The sequence below is a fragment of the Bacillus sp. FSL W8-0223 genome (assembly GCF_038006805.1).
Taxonomy (GTDB): domain Bacteria; phylum Bacillota; class Bacilli; order Bacillales; family DSM-4216; genus Bacillus_O; species Bacillus_O smithii.
In genome coordinates this window covers 2521020-2547513 of record NZ_JBBOVX010000001.1, presented here as the reverse complement: position 1 = coordinate 2547513, position 26494 = coordinate 2521020, and the positions used below count along the sequence as shown (strand labels likewise).

Here is a 26494-nt window from a genome sequence, read left to right as displayed (position 1 = left end):
AAGTTGGAATAGGAGGAAAAAGGGTGAAAATCGCAATCATTGGCGCCATGGAAGAAGAAGTGGCGATTTTACGCAATCAAATCGAATCTAGCAGTACTGACAAAATAGCGAACAGCGAATATACATCCGGCAAGCTAAAAGGGGCAGATGTCGTCTTGCTTAAATCGGGCATCGGAAAAGTGAACGCCGCTATGTCAACAGCTGTGTTGCTTTATCACTATCAGCCGGATGTGGTGATTAATACCGGTTCGGCAGGGGGATTGAACCCTGAATTGCAAGTAGGAGATATCGTGATCTCAACAGAAGTACGCCATCATGATGTTGATGCCACCGTATTTGGATATGAATATGGACAGGTGCCGCAGATGCCTGCCGCGTATTTGGCGGATAAACGTTTAATTGAAACTGCAGCCCGATCTGCAGAAACATTGACTGGGGTTCAAGTTGTCAAAGGGCTGATCACGACGGGAGATTCTTTTATGAGCGATCCGGATCGCGTCGAATCGATCCGTCATAAATGGAATGATTTGCAGGCAGTTGAAATGGAAGCCGCAGCTATTGCACAAGTATGCTATCAATTTGGTACACCTTTTGTCATCATTCGTTCTCTTTCCGATATTGCCGGCAAGGAGTCGAATATCAGTTTTGATCAGTATTTAGAAAAAGCGGCTCGAAATTCCGCTGAACTAGTGGTTAAAATGGTAGAATCTTTAAAATAGATTGCTACTATCATTATATTTAAGATGATTTTCCAGACCTGTATTTAAGTTACTAATTCATGATTAACTCCTCTATGCTAAAGTAGAAGAAAGGGTTTGAACCCATCTTTTAGAACGGCCTTCAAAGACACGAATCCGGCTGCGCCGCTATTTCTCGAATGTGCCTTAAAGCTGTTTTTGGTTCATGTTTTTTATGGAAGTGAAGACAACTGGGGACAATCAAGATTAACGGTTGTACGTTCAAACTTTAGTATGGGGGTATAGGTCGAGTGGAAAATCAATGCAAAAAAATAAAAGAGAAAATAGTAGATTTCAAAAGGTTTGGATGTACTTTGACGGCGCTAAGTGTTTTTCTTTATTTAGGTGTGGTTTTGCCGGTTGAAGGGAAAACAGAGATCCAAACCAATATGCTGATGGCAGGCACAGTGGTTTTGATCATAGGGTCTGCTCTTTTTTTCTATAAAGCTCAAAAATATCATGTTCAATTGACTGAGTACGAAGAAGATGACTGAAGAAATTGAAGAGAACGGATATTGTGCAGGTATTTTCGCTGTTTTCAATATATGTAATACCATCCATCTTTTTACAAAAAATGATATGATATTTGTGGCACTCTTAGTGTAAGATGTAAGAAGGGGTGGTTCGATGGCATTAATGATTCTTGGATTGCTTCTTGCGACGACTATCGGTATCGTGATTGCGCTCGAGGTTGGAGCCGAATAGTGCTTAAAAAGGAAGAGCCGAGATACCTTTAAGGTGTCCTGGCTCTTCCTTTTTATCTTAGTCAGGCTCCATCTTTTTCTTTTCTTTTTCTTCTCGATAAAACTCATGAAACATTTTCATAAGTGCGCGCTTTTCAATTCGAGAAACATAGCTGCGTGAAATGCCGAGTTCTTTGGCAATTTCCCGTTGTGTTTTTTCTTCCTGCATATTCAATCCAAACCTGCCGATGATCACTTCTTTTTCTCTTTCATCAAGTATCCGTAAATATTTCATTACTTTTTCCAGTTCCATGTTTAATTGAATTGTATCAATCACATCTTCAGATTCGGATTTTAAAATGTCAATGAGCGATATTTCGTTTCCTTCTTTATCTTGCCCGATTGGATCGTGAAGAGAAACATCTTTTTTCGTCTTTTTTAATGCTCTTAAATGCATTAAAATCTCATTTTCTATACAGCGGGCTGCATATGTGGCCAGCTTTGTTCCTTTTCCTTCTGAATAACTTTCAATTGCTTTAATGAGCCCTATGGTCCCGATAGAAATCAAATCTTCCGGGTCTTCCCCTGTATTTTCGAACTTCTTGACAATGTGGGCGACAAGGCGCAAATTGTGCTCGATTAATAAATTTCGTGCTTCTTCGTCGCCTTCTGCCATCCGTTTTAAATAGATTTTTTCTTCATTTGGGGACAGAGGCTGGGGAAACGCGTTGTTTTTTACATAGGAGACGAGAAAGAGAAGTTCTTTAAAAAAATACGAAAAGGCTGAAAATACTCCAAACATAACATCCCCCCTCAAAAGGTGTGCCTATTCTCTATTCATATGCACATGGGGGAACATCATTGCACGTCCTGTTTTTTCTCCATCCGATTTAATGAAATTCCTCAGCAGATTGGATGTTCATCCATCCGGGACGGTGCATTCGTTTCTTACGCCGGAAAAATCGTCGAAGTCTAAACAATCGGATAAAATATTCTTTTTCGGAAAACGTTAGCGAAAGTGCACTTGATTGGTCACAGACATTTTTTTTCGAGACTTACGCGTTCAATGAAAGCGATAGCCATTATGTTAAGACGAGAGGGAGAAATAGCACCTTTAAGGAAGAGGAAATCATGAGAGCGGCGGCAGATGCTGTTTGCGCTGTTCATGACTGGTGCACGGCATTCTTCCTTTCCCTCCACAATCTGGACAATGTGCTTTGAAAATATAGAATTTCGGAATGGTTCCTTTTCCGTTGCACGTTTGGCAAATTTGAATCACCTTCATCTTTTGAGACCTTCTTTCTTCTTTTTCTACTTATTTTATTCATTACCTTTCGGCAAGGTGTTATTCATGATTCAGCTCATAAATGGCCATTTTTGATTAGAGTTTTAGAAACAAAAAAAAGCCCGGTGTTTTGGCACGGGCAGAAAAAAGAATTGGATTAAGAGGAAACCTTTACGTTACGATTCAAAGCTCGACGATCCATTTCCGTTTCAATGAGGCGAATAAAATCAGGACTTAACTTGAGTTCAATTGCCTTATAATAGGTTTCAATTAAAAGCTCATCTGATAAAAGTTGCATTCATCTTTCACCTCCAATGAAACGTTCTACTTGTGAACCGTTCTGCATATCATGGTAGGTTATTCAAGTTGTATCTTTACTTTAGCAGATTTTTCTAAATAGAACAAGCGTTCTATTGTCCACATCGATAAGTGGATAAGCTGTGGTTAACCTGTTCATAAAAGAAATAATGGGTTATTTTACTGGAAGGAAAATGTGAATAAAGTTATCCACAATGGGGGATGCAGGGAATTTGTCGAAAAGTTTTTCCGACGAAACGGTCATATTTTATTGAAAATCAAAGTCTCTTTTCATCTTCAATCATGTATGAAATGGAAAAAGCAAGCCGTTCGGCAAAATTCGATCTTCCTTATAAAGAATCAAGTTTCAATGGTCGGTTGGCATTTTAAAACTCTATCTTCGGACCTTCTTTTTTGGAAGCAGGCGGAGTGTCGGCTTGGCGCTTACATGATAATGAAAAAGACGATTTTTGCATTGTCTAAGTTAAATTTTACAGTGATGATTGCGAAGTGGGCGAGACTCCTGCGGGAAAGCTCGCGGATCGCCCGCAGAAAGCAAGTGAATTTTGCGATCATCAACAATTCTCGATAAAAAAGGGGTCCCTAGGTTATTTTACTGCCTTTTGGGACAGCTCCGACCGAGTTGGCACAGATAATAGATACGAATTTATTTTGAAACTATGAAGAAATTTATGTATGATAATATCGACATCTACATCATAATTGAGGTGCACTTAATTGATTAAAGCATTTTTGCCGAATGAACAAGTCAAAAGCATTTTCGACATTGATCCAGCTACCTTGAAAAAAAGAGGCATAAAGGGGATTATTACCGATCTGGACAATACGTTGGTAGAATGGAATCGACCGAGCGCGACTCCTGAGCTTGAAGAGTGGTTTAATAGAATGAAAAAACACGGTATTCAAGTGACCATCGTTTCGAATAATAATGAAGATCGTGTAAAAGCATTCGCTGAACCGTTGAATATACCTTTTATTCATAAAGCAAGAAAGCCGATGGGCAAGGCTTTTCGCAAAGCGCTGAAAAGGATGAATATAAGCAAAGAGGAAACCGTTGTGATTGGAGACCAGCTTCTGACAGACATTTTAGGCGGAAACCGCGGCGGATTTTATACCATTTTAGTCGTGCCGGTTGCTCAAACAGACGGATTTTGGACGAGAATCAATAGAACGATTGAAAGAAGAATTATGAATGTGTGTAAAAAGAAAGGGTTAATACAATGGGAGGATGAAAGGTGAGCGAACAAGAAATTTATTGTACAGGATGCGGAGTGAAAATACAGACAGAAGATCCGGAAAAAGTAGGCTATACGCCACCTTCTGCATTGCAAAAAGAACAAGTGGTATGCCAAAGATGCTTTCGCTTGAAACATTATAATGAAATTCAAGATGTTTCGTTGACGGATGATGATTTTTTGAAAATTTTACATACGCTTGGCGAGACTAAGAGTCTCATTGTAAAAATTGTGGACATCTTTGATTTCAATGGAAGTTGGCTGCCTGGTCTGCCTCGTTTTGTCGGAAATAATCCTGTTTTGCTGATCGGAAATAAAGAGGATTTGCTTCCGAAATCATTGAAACGGGAACGATTAATAAACTGGATGAAAAAAGAAGCGGAGAAACTGGGGCTCAGACCTATTGATGTTATTTTGGTAAGCGCCTCTAAAGGACATTTTATAAGGGAAGCAATGGAAATGATCGAACACTACCGCGCGGGAAAAGATGTGTACGTGGTGGGATGCACCAACGTAGGAAAATCCACTTTTATCAACCGTATTTTGAAAGAAAGCGGTGAGTCGGGCGAACTGATCACCACATCCCATTTTCCCGGGACCACACTCGATAAGATCGAAATTCCGTTGGAGGACGGAAGTGCTTTAATTGACACGCCGGGGATTATAAACCACCATCAAATGGCGCATTTCGTAGATAAACGTGATTTGAAAATCATCATGCCCAAAAAAGAAATTAAACCGAAAGTATATCAGCTGAATGAAAAACAAACGTTGTTTTTCGGGGGTTTGTCCCGTCTTGATTATCTGAAGGGCGGTCGTCGCTCGCTTGTTTGCTACATGCCGAACGAACTGCAAATTCATCGTACAAAATTGGAAAAAGCCGACTCGTTATATGAAAAGCATGTCGGTGAAATGCTCGTTCCTCCACGGGAAGAACAGCTGGATGATTTTCCGCCGCTTATCCGCCACGAATTCAAAATCACAGATGCCAAAACGGACATTGTCTTTTCAGGACTTGGTTGGGTAACGGTTCATGAACCGGGTGCAGTGGTAGCGGCTTACGTGCCAAAAGGAGTCAGTGTATTGATTCGAAAATCTTTAATATAATGGTGGGGAGAATGATGAAACTGTATGGAGTGATCGGCGATCCTATCGCTCATTCGATGTCGCCGGCCATGCATAACGATGCTTTTAGCAGGTTGGGAATACCGGCTTATTATCATCCTTTCCATGTCAAGCCAAATGATCTGAAAAAGGCTGTGGAAGGCATGAAAGCCATTGGTGTGGAAGGATTCAACGTAACAATTCCGCATAAAACGGCGATTATTCCGCTATTGGATGAGCTTGATCCTCTGGCGGAAGCGATTGGAGCTGTGAATACTGTTGTTCGCAAAAACGATCGCTGGATCGGTTATAATACAGATGGCGATGGATTTGTCAGAGGATTGAAAGAAGCACTGGGCAGAGATCTTCATCTTGATCATATTTTAATCATCGGTGCCGGGGGAGCGGCGAGAGCCATCTATTATACACTGGCATCTGAACATGTACGATTGATTGATATTGCGAATAGAACGATGGAAAAAGCGGCTCGTCTTGCTGAACAGTGCCCGTTTGAAACAAAAACAAACGTTCTTTCGATTTCCGAAGCTGAGCAAAGAATGGGAAACTATTCGATTGTCATTCAAACGACATCGATCGGGATGAGTCCAAAAACAGATGAAATGCCGTTGTCGCTTTCTTTGTTAAAGAAAGGAACATTTGTATCGGACATTATTTATAATCCACTTGAAACAAAATTTCTGGCGGAAGCCAAAAAACAGGGGGCTATCACCCAAAATGGAATCAAAATGTTTGTCTATCAAGGTGTTTCCGCCTTTGAAAAATGGACGGGCGTGGCTCCTGATGCAAACAGAATGGAGAAAATTGTGCTCGAACAACTAGGAGGGTATCATGTTAACAGGTAAACAAAAACGTTTTTTGCGATCGCAGGCTCATCATTTGAATCCGATTTTTCAAGTGGGAAAAGGCGGCGTGAATGAAAATATGGTGAAACAGATCAATGATGCGTTGGAGGCGCGTGAACTATTAAAAGTGAGCGTCTTGCAAAACTGCGAAGAGGATAAATCGGAAGTGGCCGAACAGTTGGTGAAGGGGACAAACGCAGAACTCGTGCAATTGATCGGTAATACCATTATTTTGTACAAAGAATCCTCTAATAACAAACAAATCGTTCTGCCAAAATGAAGAAAAGAGTAGGCATACTGGGCGGTACTTTTAATCCTCCCCATATCGGTCATTTGATTATTGCGAATGAAGTGCTGTGTGCACTTGGTCTGGATGAAGTTCGATTTATGCCGAATTATGAGCCGCCGCACAAACAAAAAATGGACAGCGTTAGTGTGGAAGATCGATTGGCTATGGTGTCGTTGGCGATTGCCGATCATCCAAAATTCACCATTGAAGAAATTGAACTTTTGAGGATGGGAAAATCGTACACGTACGATACGATGGTTCTATTGAAAGAAAGAGAGCCTGAGACGGAATTTTACTTTATCATCGGCGGCGATATGATTGAATATTTGCCTAAATGGTATCGCATTGAAGAGTTGTGCAAGTTGGTCCAATTTGTTGGCGTTAAGCGCCCCAACTACAGCGTGGATACTCCTTATCCTGTTCTAATCGTGGACGTTCCTGAAATTCAGCTGTCATCTTCGTTGATTCGAAAAAAAATAGCCAAAAACGAAACAGTGAAATATTTATTGCCGGATAGTGTGATTGCCTATATAAAGGAGAATCGATTGTATGAAACGTGAGAAAGCGTTAAAGATTGTGAAAGAACAATTGACGGAACATCGCTTCCAGCACACATTGGGCGTCATGGAGACAGCCATCAAGCTGGCTGCGAAATACGGAGCGGATGAGAAGAAGGCGGAATTGGCGGCTATTTTTCACGATTATGCTAAATTCCGGCCTAAAGAAGAAATGAAACAAATTATCATTGAACAAGCAATGGACCCTAAGCTTCTGCAATTTAATGCTGAATTATGGCATGCACCTGTCGGAGCGTACTTAGCGAAAACAGAAGCAGGCATTGAAGACGAAGAAGTTTTGGATGCCATTCGCTACCATACGTCTGGCAGACCGGATATGACGGTGCTTGATAAAGTCATTTATTTAGCTGACTACATCGAACCGGGCAGACAGTTTCCGGGGGTGGATGAAGTACGGGAAATGGCGGAACGAAACTTAGATGAAGCCCTTATTCAGGCATTAAAAAATACCATCGTGTTTCTTTTGAAAAAAAACCAACCTGTTTTTCCCGATACGGTTGATACGTACAATCACCTAGTGAAAAAGTGGAGGGAAGTAAATGAGTAGTCAAGATCTCTTGTTTACCGCCGTTAAGGCAGCGGATGATAAAAAAGCCGAAAATATCGTCGTTTTAAATATGAAGGGGATTTCCCTTATCGCTGATTATTTTGTCATTTGCCATGGCGGCTCTGATAAGCAAGTTCAGGCCATTGCCAGAGAAATAAAAGAAAAAGTAGAAGAAAAAGGCTTGTTTGTCAAGAGAATGGAAGGGTTCGATGAAGCACGTTGGATTCTTCTTGATCTTGGCGACGTCGTTGTCCATGTTTTCCACCGCGATGAGCGAAGTTACTACAACCTAGAGCGTTTGTGGGGAGATGCGCCGACGGTTGACGTTCAAAGTGAGATTCTAAAATGACGTACGAACGTTTTGCTCTTATATACGACGATTTGATGGAAGATGCTCCTTATGATGCCTGGATTGCATTTTTGGACAGGCATATGAAAAAACATGGGAACGGAGGGGCCCATATACTGGACTTGGCATGCGGCACAGGAGAGTTAACGGTAAGGCTTGCAGAAAAGGGCTGGAAAACAACAGGCGTTGACTTGTCTGAGACCATGCTGATCGTTGCTCAACAAAAAATAAGCGAGCACGGCTTTCATGTTCCGCTGTTTCAGCAAGATATGCGAGAATTAGAAGGGTTAGGGCGGTTTGACGGAGTAGTGATGTTCTGCGATTCACTGAACTACTTATTAAAAGAGGAAGATGTCCTCCGTACGTTTGAAAGAATATATCAACATTTGGAAGACGGAGGGCTTTTTATGTTTGACGTCCATTCCTTATATAAGATGAACCATGTTTTTCTTCATCAAACGTATGCTTTTAATGATGAGGATGCATCCTATATTTGGAATTGTTTTCCCGGTGAGCGGGAGAACAGCGTCGAACACGAACTAACTTTTTTCGTGCGGCAGCAAGAAAACGGCTTATATGAGCGTTTTGACGAATTTCATGTTCAGCGTACTTTCCCGATTGCGGAATATCAAAAATGGCTGGAACAATGCGGTTTTCAAGTGCTTCAAATTAGTGCGGATTTTACGGATGATCCGCCGCTAGAACAATCAGAACGAATTTTTTTCGTATGTAAAAAGCTAAGTTCGTAAACAATAGGCCAACCAACTATATGGAAAAGGGGCAGTCACTCAAAAAAGAGTGCGCCCCTTTTTTAAAAAATTTTTGAAAGCGGAAGGATATTGATCTGTAGAAGAAGAATTCATTATATTAAGCTCCGAACTGCTGATTGATCTCCGCAATATCTTCTGCAAATTTCGCGTGAGTTTTGACAAACAGCTTCTCAAACATATCTCCGATTTCTTGCTCCAAAATAGCAATGCCTTCTCCGGTTATACCGCCTTTGACACAAACTTTTTCTTCCAAGCTTTGCAGTGTGTAAATCTTCTTTTTCAATAGTTCTCCCATTCCGATTAGCATTTCAGAAGCAAGATTTTCCGCTGTTTTTTGACTGATGCCCGTTTCGTTCACCGCAGCTTGAATAAACTTGCGGGTCATATAACTGAAAAAAGCCGGCCCGCAGCTGACGATATCCGAAGCGGCCCTTGTCCAACGATCATCTATTTCAACCGGATGAGAAATGGCCTTAATTAAGTGTAAAAATTGATTTTTCCACTCCTCTTGGCAATTTTCTCCAAATGTTACTAATACAGCACCTGCCAAAGCCCGGTTCGTGATGCTGGGGATCGCTCTTATACACGAACAGGGCAGAAGCGACTCCAATTGGGCCGTGGTAATGGGGCTAGTGATCGAAACGACGCATTTTTCTTTTAAAAAAACCGACTGGTGTTCGGCAATAAGCGAATAGATTTCTTTTGGTTTGACACATAGAAAAATGATGTCGCTTTTTTCAATGACTTCACGGTTATTAGCCGCTACGTTTAATCCAGGGTATTGGGATTTAAGTTTAAGTGATTTCTCAGGAGTGCGATTGTGTATATATACATCCGAAGGGACTAGGGCTTTTGATTCGATGAACGATTCGACTAGAATGGTTCCCATATTTCCCGTACCGATAATTCCTGTCTTCAAATGAGGCCCCTCCTTAAATGACATTTCTCCTACAATGTATGCGTTGAAAAAAATAATATGACTTGAGGTGAAGAGGAACAAAAATGGAACTGCTACAGCGATATCGTATCCCTGCCTTAATTGCGGCCTCTATTGGGATTCTTCTCTTATTTTTTTACCAAACCGGCCATAAGGAGAAAACGGACCAACCGTCTATTGTGATGCCAAAGGAAGAAACAAAAGAGAATATGACTGAAAAAGCTGTAGAGGAGAAAGAAGAGGGAGCGACAAAACCACAATCGGTGGTGATTGATGTAAAAGGAGCAGTCATGAGACCGGGAATTTATGAAGCAACGACCAATGACAGGATTTATGATATCGTTCAAAAAGCAGGGGGCTTTCGGAAAGAAGCCGATCAAACGAAAGTAAATTTGGCACAGAAACTACAAGATGAAATGGTTGTGTACATCCCGAAAGTCGGGGAAAAAGAATCGACAACGCTTTCTCAAAGTATTCCTTCCACTCATCCCGCTAATAGTGGAAATGGCCAAGGAGAGCAGCTTGTGAATATTAATACGGCAACGGCAGAGGAATTGCAAAATTTACCCGGCATCGGTGAAACAAGAGCACAATCTATTATTGAGTATAGGGAAACAAACGGAGCCTTTCAAAAGATCGAAGATTTAAAAAACATTTCTGGAATCGGAGATAAAACTTTTGAAAAATTAAAAGATAAAGTGACAGTGAAATAAGGCGGTATTATTGACGTCAACTTTTCGTTGACTATAAACTAGAAAGAAAAGCAACGCTTCAGAAAAATATGTCGATTTAAAGGAGAGCATCGCTGTGAGCACAAGAATCACTTGGCATCAATATTTTATGGCTCAAAGCCATTTATTGTCACTAAGAAGTACATGTACGAGATTGGCGGTCGGAGCTACTATTGTTCGAGAAAAAAGAATTATTGCGGGTGGATACAATGGATCCATTGCTGGTGGGGAACATTGTGTGGATGTCGGATGCTATATGGAAGAAGGACATTGCATCCGGACGATTCACGCTGAAATGAATGCTATTTTGCAATGCGCCAAATTTGGAGTGCCGACGAAAAATGCGGAAATTTACGTCACTCATTTTCCGTGCGTGCAGTGTACAAAATCCATTATTCAAGCGGGAATTTCCTCCGTATATTATGCGAATGGCTATCACAACCATCCTTTCAGCCTTGAATTATTTGAAAAAGCGGGGGTAAAAGTCGAACACATTCCCTTTGAATGGCCGATCATTGATCGCAAAAACGAAGAAAAGAAAAAACTTGTACAAACATTGATGGACAAATTGGAATTATCCGGAGAAGATGCTGAAACTTTGCAACAGTTAAAAGCGCAGGTCACGGACTTATTTGGCTAATATATTGGGGGTGGGGAATGAAAGGAAACATTCTCTATTTCGCCGTTTTTTCTCTTTTCGGCAGCATTTGGGCACTGCCTCGTTCTTTAGGCAGCGTCCGTCTTTTTCTTTTGATGATTTGCTTGTTTCTTTTATTCAAGCTTCCTAAAACAGTAGTCATTTCCCTGTTAGCGGTGTCTGTGTTTTTTTATTTGGCCACCTTCATTCGCTCAAGTCATCATCATAGTTTATATGTTGGTACGGAATCGAATTGGACGGTTTCTTTTCAACAAGATGTGACCTTCGACGGCGATCAGCTGAAGGCCCGTGTTATTTCTCAAGATGGAGAAAAGCTTGAATTGCGATACACTCTTCATTCTCCAGAAGAAAAACAGCTTCTCCAGCAAAAATTGGTTTCTCCCCTCGTTTGTTCGTTTTCCGGAAAATTACTGGAGCCATCCACAAGCAGAAACGAGAACAGCTTTGATTATAAAACCTATTTATCGGATCATCAAATTTATTGGATCATCGAACCGATCGGCAACATTCGTTTAGACGATTGCTACTACACAAAACCGACGTTTTTGGATCGACTTCAAAAGATGCGTGCACAGGGCATCCAATTAGTCATGGATCAATTTCCGCAAGAAATGAAAGCTGTAGCGGCAGCCCTTCTATTTGGTGATCAAAGCAAAGCAGATGAAGAATTGATGACAGCTTATCAAAAATTGGGGATTATTCATTTGCTTGCCGTTTCCGGTCTCCATGTCCAATTGATAGCAGGCGCCTTTTTTTATCTTTTGATCCGACTAGGGGTGACAAGAGAAACCTCAGCGTGGATTCTGCTGTTTTTATTGCCTCTTTATGCGGTGATGACCGGAGGATCTCCTCCTGTTGTAAGATCTGTACTGATGACGAGTTTTCTCCTCCTTGCCTCTCTAACCAAAAGGGGATGGACTTCATTAGATGCCATCGGAGCCAGTTTTATGTTGGTCATCTTATACGATCCTTTTTTGCTGTACCACATCGGTTTACAGCTGAGCTATATGGTGAGCGTTTCTCTTTTGCTTTCCTCCCCGTTGATTTCCCGATTGAAAAGTGCTTTGGGAAAGTCATTTGCCATTACGTTGATCTCCCAAGCGTCCAGTATTCCGCTTCTACTTTATCATTTCTATGAAATTTCCATTATATCCCTTGCGGCCAATTTATTCTTTGTTCCATTTTATTCTTTTTTGATGATGCCGCTTTCTCTTTTCAGTTTTTTGTTTCTCAAAGTTGCTGGAGGATTGCCGCCACCCGTCCAAACATTTTCATGGTTGTTCGGCAAAATCAATCAGTTTGCTGAAGATTGCGGAAACCTGCCATTTGCCACTATTGTCACTGGAAAGCCTAATGAGTTCTTTCTTTTTTTGTACATGGGGGCTGTTTTCTTCTTCTTTTTTTTGTGGGAAAAATATCATTCCATGATAAAGGCAAGTCTTTTATTAGCTGCAGTATTGGTCGTCCATCTTATGTGCTTGCGTATGAGCCCTTATGGAGAAGTTACTTTTATCGATGTCGGTCAGGGGGACTCTATTTTCATCCATCTCCCGTTTCATAAAGGCAACTATTTAATCGATACTGGCGGACATCTTCCCTTTCAAAGAGACGAATGGCAAGAAAAAAGCAGGGAATTTTCCGTTGGGAGGGATATTTTAGTACCTTATTTGAAAAGCAAAGGAATTACGGAAATTGATAAACTGATTTTGACTCACGGCGATTATGACCATGTCGGAGCGGCGACAGAAATCATTCCTTCTGTCCATATCCGGGAAATCATCATTACTCCGGGATCTGAAAAAGACGCCATCATGAAAAGAATAATTCGGCTTGCTTTCCAAAAACAAATCAAAGTTACAGAAGGGATAGAGGGGCAAGGATGGAACACAGGCAACTTTGCCTTTTTGTTTCTTTCTCCTGACGATTCATTTTATGAAGGAAATAATGATTCTCTAGTGCTGTATGCCAAGATAGGCGGATTGAGATGGCTGTTTACAGGAGATTTGGAGAAGGAGGGGGAGGCTGAGCTTGTCCAGCAATGGAATTTAAAAGCGGATATATTAAAGGTCGGGCATCATGGGAGCAAGACATCTACATCCCCAAAATTTCTAGAGGCTGTGAACCCGAAAATCGCAGTGATTTCAGCCGGAGTGAAAAATCGTTACGGACATCCTCATCCGGAGGTGATCCGTTTGTTGGAGGAGCAACATATCAAAGTGTTTCGCACAGATCTCAATGGGCAGATCACCTACAAATTTTACAAGGAAAAAGGAACGTTCCAGACTCATTTTCCATAGCATATAGTAGTTCAAAAAAAGAAGTTCGTCCCTTTATGACGAACTTTTCATCCACTTACCCAATCGTTTTAATCGTTACTCCTATCAGAAAGATAATGGTGAAGAAAAGAAACGAAACCCCAAAACCTACACCAGAATCTACGGCGTCATTGCGCTTTGACTGGACATCTTTTTCGAATTCGTTCATCCTATCCCCTCCTATTTTTTTCAGTATATTCGATCTATACAAAAAAATCTATAGCTCCTCGAACAATTTCCTTCTATGACAAGAGTTGACACCTATATTTTGATCTTGTATGGCGACAATATAAACAGCGAGGTTTACCGCTGGCCAACAAAAGTTCCCGGGACTTTTTTGCCAGCGTTTATATAGATTTGGCAAGGGGTGCATCAACGGGTAAAAGATGTTCCCCTTGTCAAAAAGGAATTGCTTTTTTATGATAGATCTGCAATGGATGAATAAAAAAGCAATTGGAGAGTATAGACGCTGATGAATGTATGGGAAAAAATTGAGAAAAGACAATTTTCTCCGCTTTACTTAGTATATGGACCAGAAACGTTTTTTATGAGTGAATTAAAGCAAAAGTTGCTTCAATATGCGTTAAACGAAGAAGAAATGGATTTTAATTTTTCCTCGTACGATTTGGAAGAAACACCGGTCGAGTTGGCGATTGAAGACGCCGAAACGCTTCCGTTTTTAGGGGAAAGGCGTTTAGTGGTGCTACATAATCCCGTTTTTTTAAAGGCGGAGAAGTCGAAAGAAAAAGTGGAGCATAACCTAAAAAGGCTGTTGGATTACATTGAAAAACCGGCGCCTTATTCCATCGTCGTTTTTGCCGCGCCTTATGAAAAATTGGATGAACGTAAAAAAATCACAAAGCGATTAAAGGAAAAGGCTGAAACGTTTGAGGCGAAAAAACTGAATGAGAAAGAAACCATGATCTGGATAAAAGAACGCGCAAAAGCCAAAAACAAAGAAATGGATGATGCTGCTGTCCAACAACTGATGACTCTTGCAGGAATGAATTTAATGATTTTGGCCAGCGAGATTGACAAACTTGCCATGTATGCCACAGAAACAAGTGTTATCGATGCAGGAATGGTGGAACGGTTAACGGCAAAATCGCTCGAACAAAATGTTTTTTCTTTAGTGGATAAAATAGTGAACGGCAAGATCGAAGAAGCGTTTGAAATTTATTATGATTTGTTAAAACAAAATGAAGAACCCATCAAATTATTATCTATCATTGCAAGCCAATTTCGGCTTATTTACCAAGTAAAAGAGCTGGCAAGGAAGGGTTATGGACAGCAAAAAATAGCTGCCATTTTGAAGGTGCATCCTTTTCGTGTAAAGCTGGCTCTTGAAAAGGCACAGAAATTTACAGAAGAAGATTTGGCGCGGATCATCCATCTGCTGGCAGAATGCGACTATGCGATGAAAACAAGCGCGATGGATAAAAAGATGGTCATTGAGCTATTTTTATTAAAATTTTTTGGAAGGAATCAAAAATAAGCAGTGTTCCTCTGTCGAGAATGGACCATCTACCATCTTTTGTCGGAGTTTGAAAAACTGGAATTTTGTCTGTGGGGGAAATTAAGTCACCTTCATGGATAAAAAGTGCAAAATAAAAAAGGATGTCCGTTTGACATCCTTTTTTATTTATGCGTTGACAGATAATTTTTTCATTAAGCGGGATTTAGTACGGCTTGCCGTATTTTTATGAATAATGCCTTTAGCCGCTGCTTTGTCGACGAGCTTCACCGCATTTTGGAGAAGTTCTTGAGCATTATCGGCATTGTTTACAGCCGCTGCTTCGAACTTTTTGATCGCTGTACGCATAGAAGATTTAAATTGTGCGTTTCTCGCTCTGTGTTCTTCATTTGTTTTTACACGTTTAATTGCAGACTTAATATTTGGCATCTCTGTCACCTCCTGTGAGCGATCGAGATTTTTATAGATACTCGACTTTCACTTTTCTTAAACAATAAGAACAAAAGTTATTCTATCAAACGAATGCCGATATTGCAATACTGGAATTGATAAAGCGAACTTTAAGCGAAGCCGATTTGCCAATGACGGAAAACATCTGTTCGTTTGTAATATCGAAGGAATGAAGCTTTGGCTAATGGGAAAAATAATCAAAACAGGTGGTTTCGGAAAGGGCTGATCATAGTGGAAAAAGAAAAAAACATCGATTATAGCGTATATGCCGTTCGAACGGATTTGGCGATAGAAGCGAAAGAAATGATTGAGGAGAAGGATAAAGAAAAATCAGAACTTAAGGGAGTCATTGTTCAAGAGCAGGACAAAAATGGCATCCACATTTCCTATGTGGAAATTACGGAGGAAGGCGAGAAAAAAATCGGGAAGAAAGCCGGTCATTATTTAACGATTGAAGCTCAAGGAATTCGGGAGCAAAACACGGAACTGCAAAAAGAAGTAACCGCCGTTTTTGCCAACGAATTCTCGCAGTTTTTGCAAAAAAATCATATTTCTAAAGATGCCAGCTGTTTAATAGTCGGCCTTGGAAATTGGAATGTCACCCCCGACTCGTTAGGGCCGATCGTTTGTGAGAATGTGCTAGTGACAAGGCACTTATTTCAATTTCAGCCTGAAGCGGTAGAAGAAGGGTATCGGGAAGTGAGTGCTCTTGCTCCAGGAGTCATGGGTCTGACGGGGCTTGAGACGAGCGACATTATTTACGGAGTGGTTGAAAAATCAAAACCTGATTTTATTATTGCGATTGATGCTCTGGCCTCAAGATCTATTGAACGTGTAAACGCTACGATTCAAATATCGGATACAGGCATCCAACCCGGCTCAGGTGTCGGAAACAAACGGAAAGAATTGAGCAAGCAAACCTTAGGAGTGCCGGTTATTGCCATTGGAGTGCCGACTGTTTTGGATGCAGTGTCGATTACGAGCGAAACGATTGATTTTATGCTTAAGCATTTCGGACGAGAAATGAAAGAAGGAGACCGGCCTTCTAAAGCACTTGCACCTGCCGGCTTTCTGTTCGGGAAGAAGAAAAAATTAACAGAGGAAGACCTTCCCGATGAGGAACCGCGAAAAATGTTTTTAGGGCTGATTGGCACTTTAAGTGAAGAAGAAAAAAGAAAGCTCATTCATGAAGTTCTGGCTCCACTTGGCCACAATTTAATGGTGACGCCAAAAGAAGTGGACGTGTTTATTCAGGACACTGCCAATATTATTGCTAATGGTCTGAACGCTGCTCTTCATAGTGCTATTGGACAGCATAACGCCGGTTTCTACACTCGCTGAAACCGGCTGCTTTTTTTGGGGCAAAATCATCGATAGCATCACGATTTTGCCAAAACGGGAAAGAGAAGTTCTACCTTTTCTATGAAAGTCATAGATATATTACTAGACTGAAACGAAAGGGTGGAACGATGAAAAAAACAAACTCCCACTATATCCTGTCTATCGACATTGCGACTATCGTAAAAGCAGCTTTTACTTTTTTTGCCGCTCTTTTATCCGTTTTTTCTTTGGTGGGGATTTTAACAACGTTTCAAAATGAATACCGGCTATCCTCCAATTCTGTGAATAAGGCGACAAAAAATATATCGGGAGCGGTCCTATATCATCTATTTACGATGGAGAATAAGTTGTTTTTAAAAGAGGAACCAAAAGATATCCGCGTTCCTTCGCTGAATGAAGTGTTATTTCAATTTGCGACGAATATTAAAATGAAAGATCAGCGAAGTTTATTAGGCAGGGAAATCCCCGGATTTTCCATTTATGATGGTTATATCCTCGTAGCCGGAAAGGGGACAAACTATACGAACCTTCCGATTGAGTCGGAACCGCCAAAAGAAGTATTAAGCAAAGAGAAGGAGGCGCCTTTGAAAAACACGAAGGATCTCGAGACCGAAAAGAAACAGAATCCTCCTCTGTCGACTAACGAAAAACAAACCGTATATCTTTATTTTACCCACACCCATGAATCATACTTGCCATATTTGAACGGGGTGAATGATCCGGATGCTGCGCAAAATTCAAAACTAAATGTCACAAAAGTGGGAGAAATTTTAAAAAGCAAGCTTGAAGAGAAGGGAATTGGCACTTATGTGGATAAGACGGATATCGTCGATTTACTCAATAAACGTGGATGGGACTACGGATTGGCTTACCAAGAATCAAGGCAAGTTGTCGCTTCGGCCATGAAACGTCATCGAGATTTACAGTATTTTATCGATATTCACCGTGATTCTCAGCGGAAAAATGCAACCACCACTCGAATTCATGGAAAGAGCTATGCGAAAATCGCTTTTATTATCGGAGCTGAACATCCGAATTATGAAAAAAATGCTGCCCTTGCCACGGAGCTTCATAAACGATTAGAAAAAAAATATCCTGGGTTATCAAGAGGGGTTATCGTCAAGCAAGGCAAAAACACAAACGGAAAATTCAACCAAGATTTGTCGGACAAAGCATTTTTAATCGAGGTGGGAGGAGTGGATAATACAATGGATGAAATCACTAGAGCATGTGAAGCCTTTGCCGATGCCTTCAGCGATTATTATTGGCAAGCAGAAAAAGTGAATCAGTCCGGCGAAACTCAGCGTTCAAAACAGTAGAATTCATATGATCCACTGCTTTTAAAAGAAGAGGGTGCTATGACGCCCTCTTCTTTATGTAAAAACGTTCTTTCAAGCAGGAAAAAAGATACTTCTTCCACTAAGAGAGGGATAACCGCCGTGAATATTCGAAACACATGAGCGATATCCGAAATAGCCGCATCAGCTAAAATCGGATAAATCCGTTTTAACAGCCAAATATATGAACGGATTGAGGAAGATTAGAAGACCGTTTTTGACAAGAAAGGTTTTCATTGAATCTTGGCAATCTGACTGCTATAATCGACAATAGTGTACGTGTGCCGATAAACAGGAGTGAATGAGTATGAAGCGGGAAGAAAAACTGAATAGACAGAAGCATATTCGCAATTTTTCCATTATCGCCCATATCGATCATGGAAAATCCACGCTTGCTGATCGCATTCTTGAAAAAACAAACGCCCTATCGGAACGGGAAATGAAAGATCAGCTGCTGGATACGATGGATCTAGAAAGAGAACGCGGCATTACAATCAAGCTGAATGCTGTTCAATTGAAGTATAAAGCGAAAGACGGAGAAGACTATATCTTTCATTTAATCGACACGCCTGGGCATGTCGATTTTACGTATGAAGTTTCGAGAAGCTTGGCAGCTTGCGAAGGAGCCATTCTCGTCGTGGATGCTGCCCAAGGCATTGAAGCTCAGACGCTTGCCAATGTCTATTTAGCCATTGATAATGATTTGGAAATTATCCCAGTCATCAATAAAATTGATTTGCCGGCCGCTGATCCGGAAAGAGTGCGCCAAGAAATCGAGGACGTCATTGGATTAGATGCTTCGGAAGCCGTGCTGGCATCAGCGAAAGCAGGTATCGGGATCGACGAGATACTGGAGCAGATTGTGGAAATGGTTCCGCCTCCGGAAGGGGATCCTGACGCCCCTTTGAAAGCGCTCATTTTCGATTCTTTATATGATCCGTATAAAGGGGTTATCGCCTATATTCGTGTAGTGGATGGATCGGTCAAAGTCGGGGACAAAATTAAAATGATGGCAACGGGAAAAGAGTTTGAGGTTACGGAAGTGGGTGTGTTAACTCCTAAGCCTGTCACTCGGGATGAATTAATGGTTGGAGATGTCGGCTATTTAACGGCCTCCATCAAAAATGTCGGTGATACAAGAGTCGGTGATACCATTACTTCGGCAGTCAACCCGGCTTCTGAACCGCTTCCCGGCTACCGGAAATTAAATCCGATGGTTTATTGCGGAATGTACCCTATCGACTCTGCTAAATTTAATGATCTTCGCGAAGCGCTTGAAAAATTACAATTGAACGATTCTGCTTTGCAATTTGAACCGGAAACGTCACAAGCGCTCGGTTTCGGTTTCCGCTGCGGTTTCTTAGGACTTTTGCATATGGAGATTATTCAAGAGCGGATTGAGCGTGAATTTAAAATTGATTTAATTACGACGGCGCCAAGCGTTATTTATAAAGTTCATACGACGGATGGGAAAGAAGTTCAAGTAGATAATCCGACCAATATGCCGGATCCTCAGAAGATCGATCGGATCGAAGAACCTTATGTTCGAGCCAGCATGATGGTCCCAAATGATTATGTCGGTGCTGTCATGGAACTGGCGCAAGCAAAGCGCGGTCAGTTTATCGATATGCAATATCTTGATGACACTCGCGTCAATGTTATATATGAAATTCCGCTTTCTGAAATTGTGTATGACTTTTTTGATCAGCTAAAGTCCAGTACAAAAGGGTACGCTTCTTTTGATTATGAACTTATTGGATACAAACCGTCGAAATTAGTGAAAATGGATATTTTGCTGAATGGGGAGAAAGTCGATGCCTTAAGCTTTATTGTCCATCGCGATTTTGCTTATGAGAGAGGAAAAGTGATTGTAGAAAAGCTGAAAGACTTAATCCCTAGACAACAATTTGAAGTTCCGGTACAAGCCGCGATCGGGAGCAAAATCATAGCCAGATCCACGATCAAAGCAATGCGGAAAAATGTATTGTCGAAGTGTTACGGAGGAGATGTTTCCCGAAAACGAAAACTGCTGGAAAAACAAAAAGAAGGAAAGAAACGGATGAAGCAAGTAGGGTCCGTTGAAGTACCGCAAGAAGCCTTCATGGCAGTATTAAAAATGGATGACTCTAAATGACAGCGACTGTATCATCAAGTTTCTTTGTAAATAGAAAACGAACGATCGAATGGGAAGGCGAAGTTCCGCTTTCCCTTTCTCGTTTTTTTTTCTTGGACCTATTTATAGATCAACTTCGTGTAAAGGACTTTGCTGATTGTGTACAAGGATCTTTTTAATAGGAAAGGGGTGAAGACTTCATGATCGAGTCTGCCTATATCCATATACCGTTTTGTAAACAAATTTGTTATTATTGCGATTTTAATAAGTTCTTTTTGAAAGGCCAGCCGGTTAAACGCTATTTGAAAGCGTTAAAAGAAGAGATGAGGATCACTCTTGAAGCATTTCCCACCCGAGAGCTGAAAACGATCTTTGTCGGAGGGGGGACTCCCACCGCGCTGGAAGCTGACCAGCTGGAAGAGCTTTGCAAAACGATCCGCGACATTCTTCCTTTCCAAAAAGGAGAATTTACCTTTGAAGCCAATCCGGATGACTTAACAAAAGAAAAATTGGCCATTCTACACCATTATGGCGTAAACCGACTGAGTTTAGGAGTTCAATCATTTGATGATGAATTGCTGAAAAGAATCGGCCGGACTCATACGGGCAAAGACGTCGTGAAAACAGTGGATATGGCAATCAAAGCAGGATTTGAAAATATCAGTATTGATCTAATGTATGCCCTTCCCGGACAAAAGAAAGAGGATTTTCAGTTGTCGCTGGAAAAAGCGTTTCAACTCGATCTTCCTCATTATTCAGCGTATTCTTTAATCATTGAACCGAAAACGGTTTATTACAATTTAATGAAAAAAGGGAGGCTGCCGCTGCCATCCGAGGATTTGGAAGCGGAAATGTATGATCTGCTGATGGATGAAATGGAACGGCATGGAATTCATCAATACGAAATCAGCAATTTTGCTAAAAAAGGCTATGAAAGCAAGCATAATCTTGTTTACTGGAATAATGGCGAATATTATGGGTTTGGCGCTGGGGCACATTCGTATGTGAATGGGAAGAGACGAGCTAATTACGGGCCGCTGAAAAAATATATGGCGCCGGTGGAAAACGGCCAGTTTCCTGTTATGGAAGAAATCAGTCTCAGCCAAGAAGAAAAGATGGAAGAAGAAATGTTTTTAGGATTGCGAAAAACAGAAGGAGTGTCAATGACTCGCTTTCATCATAAATTTGGGATAGAGCTTATGGAGATTTTCTCATCTCCTGCGAAAGAAATGGAAAACAAAGGACTAGTGGAAGTACAAGGAGATTTTATCCGTCTCACGAAAAAAGGAAGGTTTTTGGGAAATGAAGTGTTCCAAGCTTTTCTTGGCATTAGTTAAATGATTGACAGAGGAGTCCCCTTTTGATAAGTTATTTAATAGATTTAGCACTCGATAGAAGAGAGTGCTAACAGAGGTGATGTAAGGTGTTAACAGATCGCCAATTGCTGATTCTGCAAGCAATTATTGATGACTTTATTCGATCTGCACAACCTGTCGGCTCGCGCAGTTTATCCAAAAAAAGCGAAATCCATTTTAGTTCGGCCACCATTCGCAATGAAATGGCTGATTTGGAAGAATTGGGATTTCTTGAAAAAACGCATACTTCATCAGGGAGAATTCCGTCTGAAAAAGGGTATCGCTACTACGTTGATCATCTCCTTCATCCGGAGAAGCTCAATAAACAAGATATTATGATGATCCGCTCCATCTTCGCTGAAAGGATTTATGAAATGGAGAGGATCGTACAAAAGTCGGCGAAAATTTTATCAGAGCTGACCAATTATACAGCGATTGCGCTGGGGCCAAGATTAAAAGAGAACAAATTAAAAAGAATCCAAATTGTCCCTTTAAATAAGGAAACGGCGGTTGCCATCATTGTGACGGATACTGGACATGTGGAAAATCGGACCTTTACTCTCCCGAAAACGATCAGTTCAGGCGATATAGAAAAAATGGTCAATATTTTAAATGAACGTTTATTTGGCGTTCCGCTTGACAATTTGCAGGATCACATATATAAAGAAGTGGCAACGCTGCTTCGCCAGCATATATCTAATTATGACGATATTCTTCGCTCGCTGGTGAGGGCGGTAGAACTTCCAGCCGATGAAAAATTATTTTTCGGCGGGAAGACCAATATGTTGAATCAGCCTGAATTTCATGATATCGAGAAAATTCGGTTATTACTGGATATGATTGAACAAGAGAAAGGCATTGCCCGTTTGTTGAACCAAATTCCAATCGGCATTCAAGTGAAAATTGGAAGAGAAAACAAAAATTTGGCCATGAAAGATTGCAGTCTCATCACGGCTTCCTATTCTATAGGAGATAAACATGTGGGAACCATTGCCGTTTTAGGTCCGACTCGTATGGAATATTCAAGAGTCATTAGTCTGCTCCAGTTTTTTAGCGATAGTTTGAGTAATGTATTGACAAAATTGTATCAAAATTAAACATGGTGGAAATATTGAGGAGTGTTGATAGCGGGCGGTGACCGGCTTTTAGGCTGGCTGCTCTCTTTTTCTTTGTCTTTCCACTTTCCGCCATTTTAAGGAGGTGAATCCATTGACAGAAGAAAAAAAACAATCGATGGATGAGACAGAGCAAGAATCAAAAGAGAAAGAAAACGAAGAACTTCAGTCTGAAACTGAGAATAAACCGGAACTTTCTGAACAAGTAGCTGAATCCGAGGAACAATCGGAAGAATCTCCAGAAATTGGGGAGAATGTTCAAGAAGAAAATCAAACAGATATCGAAAAGCAAAATCAAAAAATTAAAGAATTGGAGACTAAACTGGAGGAAGCAGAGAATCGTTATTTGCGATTGTTGGCGGACTTCGAAAATTATCGCCGGCGTGTGAATATCGAAAAGCAAGCCAGCGAAAAGTATCGAGCCCAAAGCTTAATCTCTGACCTTCTTCCCGTTCTGGACAATTTTGAACGAGCATTGCAAGTAACGGTCTCTGATGAGCAAGCCAAATCTCTTCTTCAAGGAATGAAGATGGTTTACAATGGTGTTTTGGAAGCCTTAAAAAAAGAAGGACTTGAAGAAATTGAAGCGGCTGGAAAAGAGTTTGATCCAAATATTCATCAAGCCGTCATGGTGGCTAACGATGAAACGGTTGGTCCTAACATCGTAGTGGAAGAACTTCAAAAAGGCTATAAATTAAAAGACCGTGTGATACGTCCTGCGATGGTGAAAGTAAATCAATAGGACGGAAAGTTTTACATAACAAGTTAGGAGGTATGAGACATGAGCAAGATCATTGGGATTGATTTAGGAACTACAAACTCTTGTGTTGCCGTTCTTGAAGGCGGTGAACCGAAAGTAATTCCCAATCCGGAAGGAAACCGTACAACTCCTTCGGTTGTAGCCTTTAAAAATGGGGAAAGACAAGTAGGGGAAGTGGCAAAACGTCAAGCCATTACCAACCCGAATACCATTATTTCCATTAAACGTCATATGGGAACGGACTATAAAGTGGAAATTGAAGGAAAACAATATACTCCACAAGAAATTTCTGCAATGATTTTACAATACTTAAAATCTTATGCAGAAGACTATTTGGGAGAAAAAGTAGATAAAGCGGTTATTACTGTACCTGCTTATTTTAATGACGCACAACGTCAAGCCACAAAAGATGCCGGTAAAATTGCCGGTTTGGAAGTCGAACGGATCATCAACGAACCAACTGCGGCTGCTCTTGCTTATGGATTAGACAAAATGGAAGATGATCAAACAATTTTAGTATACGACCTTGGTGGAGGAACGTTTGACGTCTCCATTCTTGAATTGGGCGACGGCGTGTTTGAAGTGCGCGCTACTGCCGGAGATAACCATCTTGGCGGCGATGATTTTGACCAAGTGATTATTGACTACTTAGTGGAAGAATTCAAAAAAGAAAACGGAATTGATTTGTCAAAAGACAAAATGGCTATGCAACGTTTAAAAGATGCTGCCGAAAAAGCGAAAAAAGATCTTTCCGGTGTAACGACGACACAAATCTCTTTGCCGTTCATTACAGCAGGAGAATCAGGACCTCTTCATTTGGAAATGACCTTGACGCGTGCTAAATTTGACGAACTCTCCGCGCACCTGGTAGAACGTACAATGGGACCGACGCGTCAAGCACTTCAAGATGCCGGTTTAACTCCTGCTGATATCGACAAAGTTATACTTGTCGGGGGATCTACTCGTATACCGGCGGTTCAAGAAGCCATTCGCAAAGAAATTGGAAAAGAACCGCATAAAGGGGTCAATCCGGATGAAGTAGTGGCCATGGGTGCTGCTATTCAAGGAGGAGTTTTGACAGGCGATGTGAGAGACGTTGTATTGCTGGACGTTACTCCGCTTTCACTCGGAATTGAAACGATGGGCGGCGTGTTCACGAAATTGATCGAACGCAATACCACGATTCCGACATCGAAGTCGCAAATTTTCTCCACTGCAGCTGATAACCAAACGGCTGTGGATATTCACGTTCTTCAAGGAGAACGCCCGATGGCTGCGGATAACAAAACACTTGGCCGCTTCCAATTAACGGATATTCCACCTGCTCCAAGAGGAGTACCGCAAATTGAAGTGACTTTCGATATCGACAAAAACGGAATCGTTAACGTTAGTGCGAAAGATTTAGGAACTGGAAAAGAGCAAAAAATTACGATTAAATCGTCCTCTGGATTGTCCGAAGAAGAAATTCAACGCATGGTCAAAGAAGCAGAGGAAAATGCGGAAGCTGATAGAAAACGCAAAGAAGAAGCAGAACTTCGCAACGAAGCTGACCAGCTCGTCTTTACGGTTGACAAGACTTTGAAAGAGCTGGAAGGAAAAGTGGATGCCGGCGAAGTGAAAAAAGCGGAAGAAGCTAGAGATGCCTTGAAAGCCGCCATTGAAAAAAATAATTTGGAAGAAATTCGCCAAAAGAAAGAGGCTCTTCAAGAAATCGTTCAAAACCTCTCCATCAAACTTTATGAAAATGCAGCCCAACAAGCACAATCTCAACAAGGAAATGACAGCAAGAAAAAAGATGACAATGTAGTGGATGCGGAATTCGAAGAAATGAACGACGACAAGAAATAATGGCCGTTTGAGGAAAAGAAAAAAGTCAAAGTCAGGTGTTCTTCATGGCTTTGGCTTTTTTCTTCATTGGCATCAAACATTTCCTTTCACCGCAGCTAACGATTTCATTGCATAACGGCTGGATTCAATGATAAAATATTCTTTATGTGAGATGCGGGAGTGTTCTAGGTATGAGTAAAAGAGATTATTATGAAGTTTTAGGCGTGAGTAAAAACGCTTCAAAAGATGAAATTAAAAGAGCATATCGAAAACTTTCAAAGAAATACCACCCGGATATCAATAAAGAACCTGGCGCCGAAGAAAAGTTTAAAGAAGTGAAAGAGGCATATGAAGTTTTAAGCGATGATCAAAAACGCGCCCGCTATGACCAATTTGGACATGAGGATCCAAGTCAAAATCAAGGCTTTGGCGGAGGATTCAGCGGTTTTGATGGTTTTGGCGGCTTTGAAGACATTTTCAATACATTTTTTGGCGGGGGCGGTTCAAGAAGAAGAAATCCGAATGCTCCAAGAGCAGGAGCCGATCTGCAATATTCCATGAGCATTTCGTTTGAAGAGGCCGTTTTTGGAAAAGAAACCGATATTCAAATTCCAAAGGAAGAAACATGCGATACTTGCGGCGGTTCCGGAGCAAAGCCGGGAACGAAACCGGAAACTTGTCCACATTGCCACGGAACCGGGCAAATCAGCACGGAGCAAAATACGCCATTTGGACGCATTGTCAACCGACGGGTATGTACGCATTGTGATGGCACTGGTCAAATCATTCGAGAAAAATGTTCGACTTGCGGCGGAACCGGTAAAGTGAGAAAAAGACGTCGCATTCATATTAAAATACCGGCTGGAATCGACGATGGACAACAACTGCGTGTGGCCGGTCAAGGAGAACCTGGGGTTAACGGGGGTCCTCCTGGAGATTTGTACATTGTATTCCATGTAAAGCCTCATGAGTTTTTCGAGCGGGACGGAGACGATATTTATTGTGAAATGCCACTTACCTTTGCCCAAGCGGCATTGGGAGACGAGATAGAAGTCCCTACCCTTCATGGCAAGGTGAAATTGAAAATTCCTGCCGGCACACAAACAGGAACAAAATTCCGCCTGCGCGGAAAAGGGGCTCCGAATGTGCACGGCTATGGAGTCGGAGACCAGCATATCATTGTGAAAGTCGTAACGCCAACGAAGCTCACCGAAAAACAAAAACAATTATTGCGTGAATTTGCGGAGATTGGCGGTTCCATTCCAGATGAACAACACGAATCGTTGTTTGATAAGGTGAAAAGGGCAATTAAACGCGATTAAT

29 protein-coding genes are annotated in these 26494 nt (G+C 41.3%); 23 read left to right on the top strand and 6 right to left on the bottom strand.

Features of this window, described 5'->3' with window-relative positions; translation table 11 throughout:
* The first annotated feature begins 23 nt into the window (after positions 1 to 23).
* Together mtnN and NST81_RS12385 are read left to right on the top strand one after the other, a co-directional pair.
* A complete protein-coding gene (gene mtnN, locus NST81_RS12390; protein WP_048623728.1) occupies positions 24 to 719 on the top strand; it encodes a 5'-methylthioadenosine/S-adenosylhomocysteine nucleosidase in 696 nt (231 codons plus the stop codon).
* 269 nt (positions 720 to 988) lie between these two features.
* A complete protein-coding gene (locus NST81_RS12385) occupies positions 989 to 1231 on the top strand; it encodes a YrhC family protein (RefSeq protein ID WP_048623727.1) in 243 nt (80 codons plus the stop codon).
* 268 nt (positions 1232 to 1499) lie between these two features.
* Here the strand turns inward: NST81_RS12385 and sigK are convergent, their stop codons facing one another.
* The 3 genes from sigK to NST81_RS12370 all read right to left on the bottom strand — a co-directional run bounded on the left by sigK (position 1500) and on the right by NST81_RS12370 (position 3003).
* On the bottom strand, positions 1500 to 2222 hold the full coding sequence (gene sigK / locus NST81_RS12380; RefSeq protein ID WP_340395895.1) for an RNA polymerase sporulation sigma factor SigK: 723 nt from the start codon (positions 2220 to 2222) through the stop codon (positions 1500 to 1502).
* A 327-nt stretch (positions 2223 to 2549) separates the two neighbouring features.
* Entirely contained in the window at positions 2550 to 2705 is a 156-nt protein-coding gene (locus NST81_RS12375; protein ID WP_003355442.1) for a hypothetical protein, read from the bottom strand.
* Positions 2706 to 2862: 157 nt separating this feature from the next.
* Complete coding sequence (locus NST81_RS12370) at positions 2863 to 3003, bottom strand: sporulation histidine kinase inhibitor Sda (RefSeq protein WP_340395896.1); 141 nt, start codon at positions 3001 to 3003, stop codon at positions 2863 to 2865.
* 195 nt (positions 3004 to 3198) lie between these two features.
* Between NST81_RS12370 and NST81_RS12365 the strand changes: the two genes are divergently transcribed.
* The 9 genes from NST81_RS12365 (at position 3199) to NST81_RS12325 (ending at position 8737) form a co-directional block, all read left to right on the top strand.
* The gene (locus NST81_RS12365; RefSeq protein ID WP_003355440.1) at positions 3199 to 3594 is read left to right on the top strand and encodes a hypothetical protein; all 396 of its coding nucleotides are present in this window, start codon (positions 3199 to 3201) and stop codon (positions 3592 to 3594) included.
* A 146-nt stretch (positions 3595 to 3740) separates the two neighbouring features.
* A complete protein-coding gene (locus NST81_RS12360; protein WP_003355439.1) occupies positions 3741 to 4262 on the top strand; it encodes a YqeG family HAD IIIA-type phosphatase in 522 nt (173 codons plus the stop codon).
* The gene (yqeH, locus tag NST81_RS12355; RefSeq protein ID WP_003355438.1) at positions 4259 to 5365 is read left to right on the top strand and encodes a ribosome biogenesis GTPase YqeH; all 1107 of its coding nucleotides are present in this window, start codon (positions 4259 to 4261) and stop codon (positions 5363 to 5365) included. Before NST81_RS12360 ends, yqeH begins: the two co-directional genes overlap by 4 nt.
* Positions 5366 to 5376: 11 nt before the next feature.
* On the top strand, positions 5377 to 6225 hold the full coding sequence (gene aroE, locus NST81_RS12350; protein ID WP_048624502.1) for a shikimate dehydrogenase: 849 nt from the start codon (positions 5377 to 5379) through the stop codon (positions 6223 to 6225).
* Positions 6212 to 6505, top strand: coding sequence for a ribosome assembly RNA-binding protein YhbY (yhbY, locus tag NST81_RS12345; RefSeq protein ID WP_003355436.1), 294 nt, complete (start codon positions 6212 to 6214; stop codon positions 6503 to 6505). Before aroE ends, yhbY begins: the two co-directional genes overlap by 14 nt.
* Entirely contained in the window at positions 6502 to 7074 is a 573-nt protein-coding gene (locus NST81_RS12340) for a nicotinate-nucleotide adenylyltransferase (RefSeq protein ID WP_327796947.1), read from the top strand. The genes yhbY and NST81_RS12340 overlap by 4 nt, the downstream gene beginning before the upstream one ends.
* Positions 7064 to 7639 (top strand): bis(5'-nucleosyl)-tetraphosphatase (symmetrical) YqeK, encoded by a 576-nt coding sequence (gene yqeK / locus NST81_RS12335; RefSeq protein ID WP_048623723.1) that lies wholly within the window; start codon positions 7064 to 7066, stop codon positions 7637 to 7639. Before NST81_RS12340 ends, yqeK begins: the two co-directional genes overlap by 11 nt.
* Entirely contained in the window at positions 7632 to 7988 is a 357-nt protein-coding gene (gene rsfS, locus NST81_RS12330; protein ID WP_048623722.1) for a ribosome silencing factor, read from the top strand. Before yqeK ends, rsfS begins: the two co-directional genes overlap by 8 nt.
* Positions 7985 to 8737, top strand: a complete 753-nt coding sequence (locus NST81_RS12325) for a class I SAM-dependent DNA methyltransferase (protein ID WP_341030004.1) — start codon at positions 7985 to 7987, stop codon at positions 8735 to 8737. The genes rsfS and NST81_RS12325 overlap by 4 nt, the downstream gene beginning before the upstream one ends.
* 118 nt (positions 8738 to 8855) lie before the next feature.
* On the opposite strand, the gene comER is transcribed toward NST81_RS12325, so the two are convergent.
* Entirely contained in the window at positions 8856 to 9677 is an 822-nt protein-coding gene (gene comER / locus NST81_RS12320) for a late competence protein ComER (protein ID WP_341030003.1), read from the bottom strand.
* Between the two features lie 83 nt (positions 9678 to 9760).
* Between comER and NST81_RS12315 the strand changes: the two genes are divergently transcribed.
* The 3 genes from NST81_RS12315 to NST81_RS12305 all read left to right on the top strand — a co-directional run bounded on the left by NST81_RS12315 (position 9761) and on the right by NST81_RS12305 (position 13381).
* On the top strand, positions 9761 to 10408 hold the full coding sequence (locus NST81_RS12315) for a helix-hairpin-helix domain-containing protein (RefSeq protein WP_341030002.1): 648 nt from the start codon (positions 9761 to 9763) through the stop codon (positions 10406 to 10408).
* Between the two features lie 127 nt (positions 10409 to 10535).
* Positions 10536 to 11066, top strand: a complete 531-nt coding sequence (locus tag NST81_RS12310) for a ComE operon protein 2 (RefSeq protein WP_040341964.1) — start codon at positions 10536 to 10538, stop codon at positions 11064 to 11066.
* A gap of 17 nt (positions 11067 to 11083) precedes the next feature.
* On the top strand, positions 11084 to 13381 hold the full coding sequence (locus NST81_RS12305) for a DNA internalization-related competence protein ComEC/Rec2 (protein ID WP_341030001.1): 2298 nt from the start codon (positions 11084 to 11086) through the stop codon (positions 13379 to 13381).
* 55 nt (positions 13382 to 13436) lie between these two features.
* Here the strand turns inward: NST81_RS12305 and NST81_RS12300 are convergent, their stop codons facing one another.
* Positions 13437 to 13568, bottom strand: coding sequence for a YqzM family protein (locus tag NST81_RS12300; protein ID WP_341030000.1), 132 nt, complete (start codon positions 13566 to 13568; stop codon positions 13437 to 13439).
* 303 nt (positions 13569 to 13871) lie between these two features.
* Here NST81_RS12300 and holA point away from each other — a divergent pair, with 303 nt between their 5' ends.
* Entirely contained in the window at positions 13872 to 14894 is a 1023-nt protein-coding gene (gene holA / locus NST81_RS12295; RefSeq protein ID WP_048623719.1) for a DNA polymerase III subunit delta, read from the top strand.
* 147 nt (positions 14895 to 15041) lie between these two features.
* On the opposite strand, the gene rpsT is transcribed toward holA, so the two are convergent.
* The gene (rpsT, locus tag NST81_RS12290; RefSeq protein WP_003355423.1) at positions 15042 to 15302 is read right to left on the bottom strand and encodes a 30S ribosomal protein S20; all 261 of its coding nucleotides are present in this window, start codon (positions 15300 to 15302) and stop codon (positions 15042 to 15044) included.
* A gap of 252 nt (positions 15303 to 15554) precedes the next feature.
* Between rpsT and gpr the strand changes: the two genes are divergently transcribed.
* From gpr to dnaJ, 8 genes are all read left to right on the top strand, one after another.
* Positions 15555 to 16664 carry a GPR endopeptidase gene (gene gpr, locus NST81_RS12285; protein ID WP_048624500.1) on the top strand — a complete coding sequence of 370 codons (1110 nt, stop codon included), beginning with the start codon at positions 15555 to 15557 and terminating at the stop codon, positions 16662 to 16664.
* A 128-nt stretch (positions 16665 to 16792) separates the two neighbouring features.
* Positions 16793 to 17983 (top strand): stage II sporulation protein P, encoded by a 1191-nt coding sequence (spoIIP, locus tag NST81_RS12280; protein WP_003355421.1) that lies wholly within the window; start codon positions 16793 to 16795, stop codon positions 17981 to 17983.
* 325 nt (positions 17984 to 18308) lie between these two features.
* Positions 18309 to 20135 carry a translation elongation factor 4 gene (gene lepA / locus NST81_RS12275; RefSeq protein WP_003355420.1) on the top strand — a complete coding sequence of 609 codons (1827 nt, stop codon included), beginning with the start codon at positions 18309 to 18311 and terminating at the stop codon, positions 20133 to 20135.
* 179 nt (positions 20136 to 20314) lie between these two features.
* Entirely contained in the window at positions 20315 to 21451 is a 1137-nt protein-coding gene (hemW, locus tag NST81_RS12270) for a radical SAM family heme chaperone HemW (RefSeq protein WP_341029999.1), read from the top strand.
* A gap of 86 nt (positions 21452 to 21537) precedes the next feature.
* The gene (gene hrcA / locus NST81_RS12265) at positions 21538 to 22566 is read left to right on the top strand and encodes a heat-inducible transcriptional repressor HrcA (RefSeq protein ID WP_048623717.1); all 1029 of its coding nucleotides are present in this window, start codon (positions 21538 to 21540) and stop codon (positions 22564 to 22566) included.
* 136 nt (positions 22567 to 22702) lie between these two features.
* Entirely contained in the window at positions 22703 to 23326 is a 624-nt protein-coding gene (grpE, locus tag NST81_RS12260; protein WP_445662372.1) for a nucleotide exchange factor GrpE, read from the top strand.
* A 39-nt stretch (positions 23327 to 23365) separates the two neighbouring features.
* Complete coding sequence (gene dnaK, locus NST81_RS12255; RefSeq protein ID WP_048623716.1) at positions 23366 to 25192, top strand: molecular chaperone DnaK; 1827 nt, start codon at positions 23366 to 23368, stop codon at positions 25190 to 25192.
* Positions 25193 to 25362: 170 nt separating this feature from the next.
* Complete coding sequence (dnaJ, locus tag NST81_RS12250) at positions 25363 to 26493, top strand: molecular chaperone DnaJ (RefSeq protein ID WP_003355414.1); 1131 nt, start codon at positions 25363 to 25365, stop codon at positions 26491 to 26493.
* The last annotated feature ends 1 nt before the right edge of the window (position 26494 follow it).

Coding starts and splice junctions, on each gene's coding strand:
- sigK (WP_340395895.1), bottom strand. CDS start 2,222: ATGTTTGGAGTATTTTCAGCCTTTTCGTATTTTTTTAAAGAACTTCTC.
- NST81_RS12375 (WP_003355442.1), bottom strand. CDS start 2,705: ATGAAGGTGATTCAAATTTGCCAAACGTGCAACGGAAAAGGAACCATT.
- NST81_RS12370 (WP_340395896.1), bottom strand. CDS start 3,003: ATGCAACTTTTATCAGATGAGCTTTTAATTGAAACCTATTATAAGGCA.
- aroE (WP_048624502.1), top strand. CDS start 5,377: ATGATGAAACTGTATGGAGTGATCGGCGATCCTATCGCTCATTCGATG.
- yhbY (WP_003355436.1), top strand. CDS start 6,212: ATGTTAACAGGTAAACAAAAACGTTTTTTGCGATCGCAGGCTCATCAT.
- NST81_RS12340 (WP_327796947.1), top strand. CDS start 6,502: ATGAAGAAAAGAGTAGGCATACTGGGCGGTACTTTTAATCCTCCCCAT.
- yqeK (WP_048623723.1), top strand. CDS start 7,064: ATGAAACGTGAGAAAGCGTTAAAGATTGTGAAAGAACAATTGACGGAA.
- rsfS (WP_048623722.1), top strand. CDS start 7,632: ATGAGTAGTCAAGATCTCTTGTTTACCGCCGTTAAGGCAGCGGATGAT.
- NST81_RS12325 (WP_341030004.1), top strand. CDS start 7,985: ATGACGTACGAACGTTTTGCTCTTATATACGACGATTTGATGGAAGAT.
- NST81_RS12315 (WP_341030002.1), top strand. CDS start 9,761: ATGGAACTGCTACAGCGATATCGTATCCCTGCCTTAATTGCGGCCTCT.
- NST81_RS12310 (WP_040341964.1), top strand. CDS start 10,536: ATGGCTCAAAGCCATTTATTGTCACTAAGAAGTACATGTACGAGATTG.
- NST81_RS12305 (WP_341030001.1), top strand. CDS start 11,084: ATGAAAGGAAACATTCTCTATTTCGCCGTTTTTTCTCTTTTCGGCAGC.
- NST81_RS12300 (WP_341030000.1), bottom strand. CDS start 13,568: ATGAACGAATTCGAAAAAGATGTCCAGTCAAAGCGCAATGACGCCGTA.
- holA (WP_048623719.1), top strand. CDS start 13,872: ATGAATGTATGGGAAAAAATTGAGAAAAGACAATTTTCTCCGCTTTAC.
- rpsT (WP_003355423.1), bottom strand. CDS start 15,302: ATGCCAAATATTAAGTCTGCAATTAAACGTGTAAAAACAAATGAAGAA.
- spoIIP (WP_003355421.1), top strand. CDS start 16,793: ATGAAAAAAACAAACTCCCACTATATCCTGTCTATCGACATTGCGACT.
- lepA (WP_003355420.1), top strand. CDS start 18,309: ATGAAGCGGGAAGAAAAACTGAATAGACAGAAGCATATTCGCAATTTT.
- hemW (WP_341029999.1), top strand. CDS start 20,315: ATGATCGAGTCTGCCTATATCCATATACCGTTTTGTAAACAAATTTGT.
- grpE (WP_445662372.1), top strand. CDS start 22,703: ATGGATGAGACAGAGCAAGAATCAAAAGAGAAAGAAAACGAAGAACTT.
- dnaK (WP_048623716.1), top strand. CDS start 23,366: ATGAGCAAGATCATTGGGATTGATTTAGGAACTACAAACTCTTGTGTT.
- dnaJ (WP_003355414.1), top strand. CDS start 25,363: ATGAGTAAAAGAGATTATTATGAAGTTTTAGGCGTGAGTAAAAACGCT.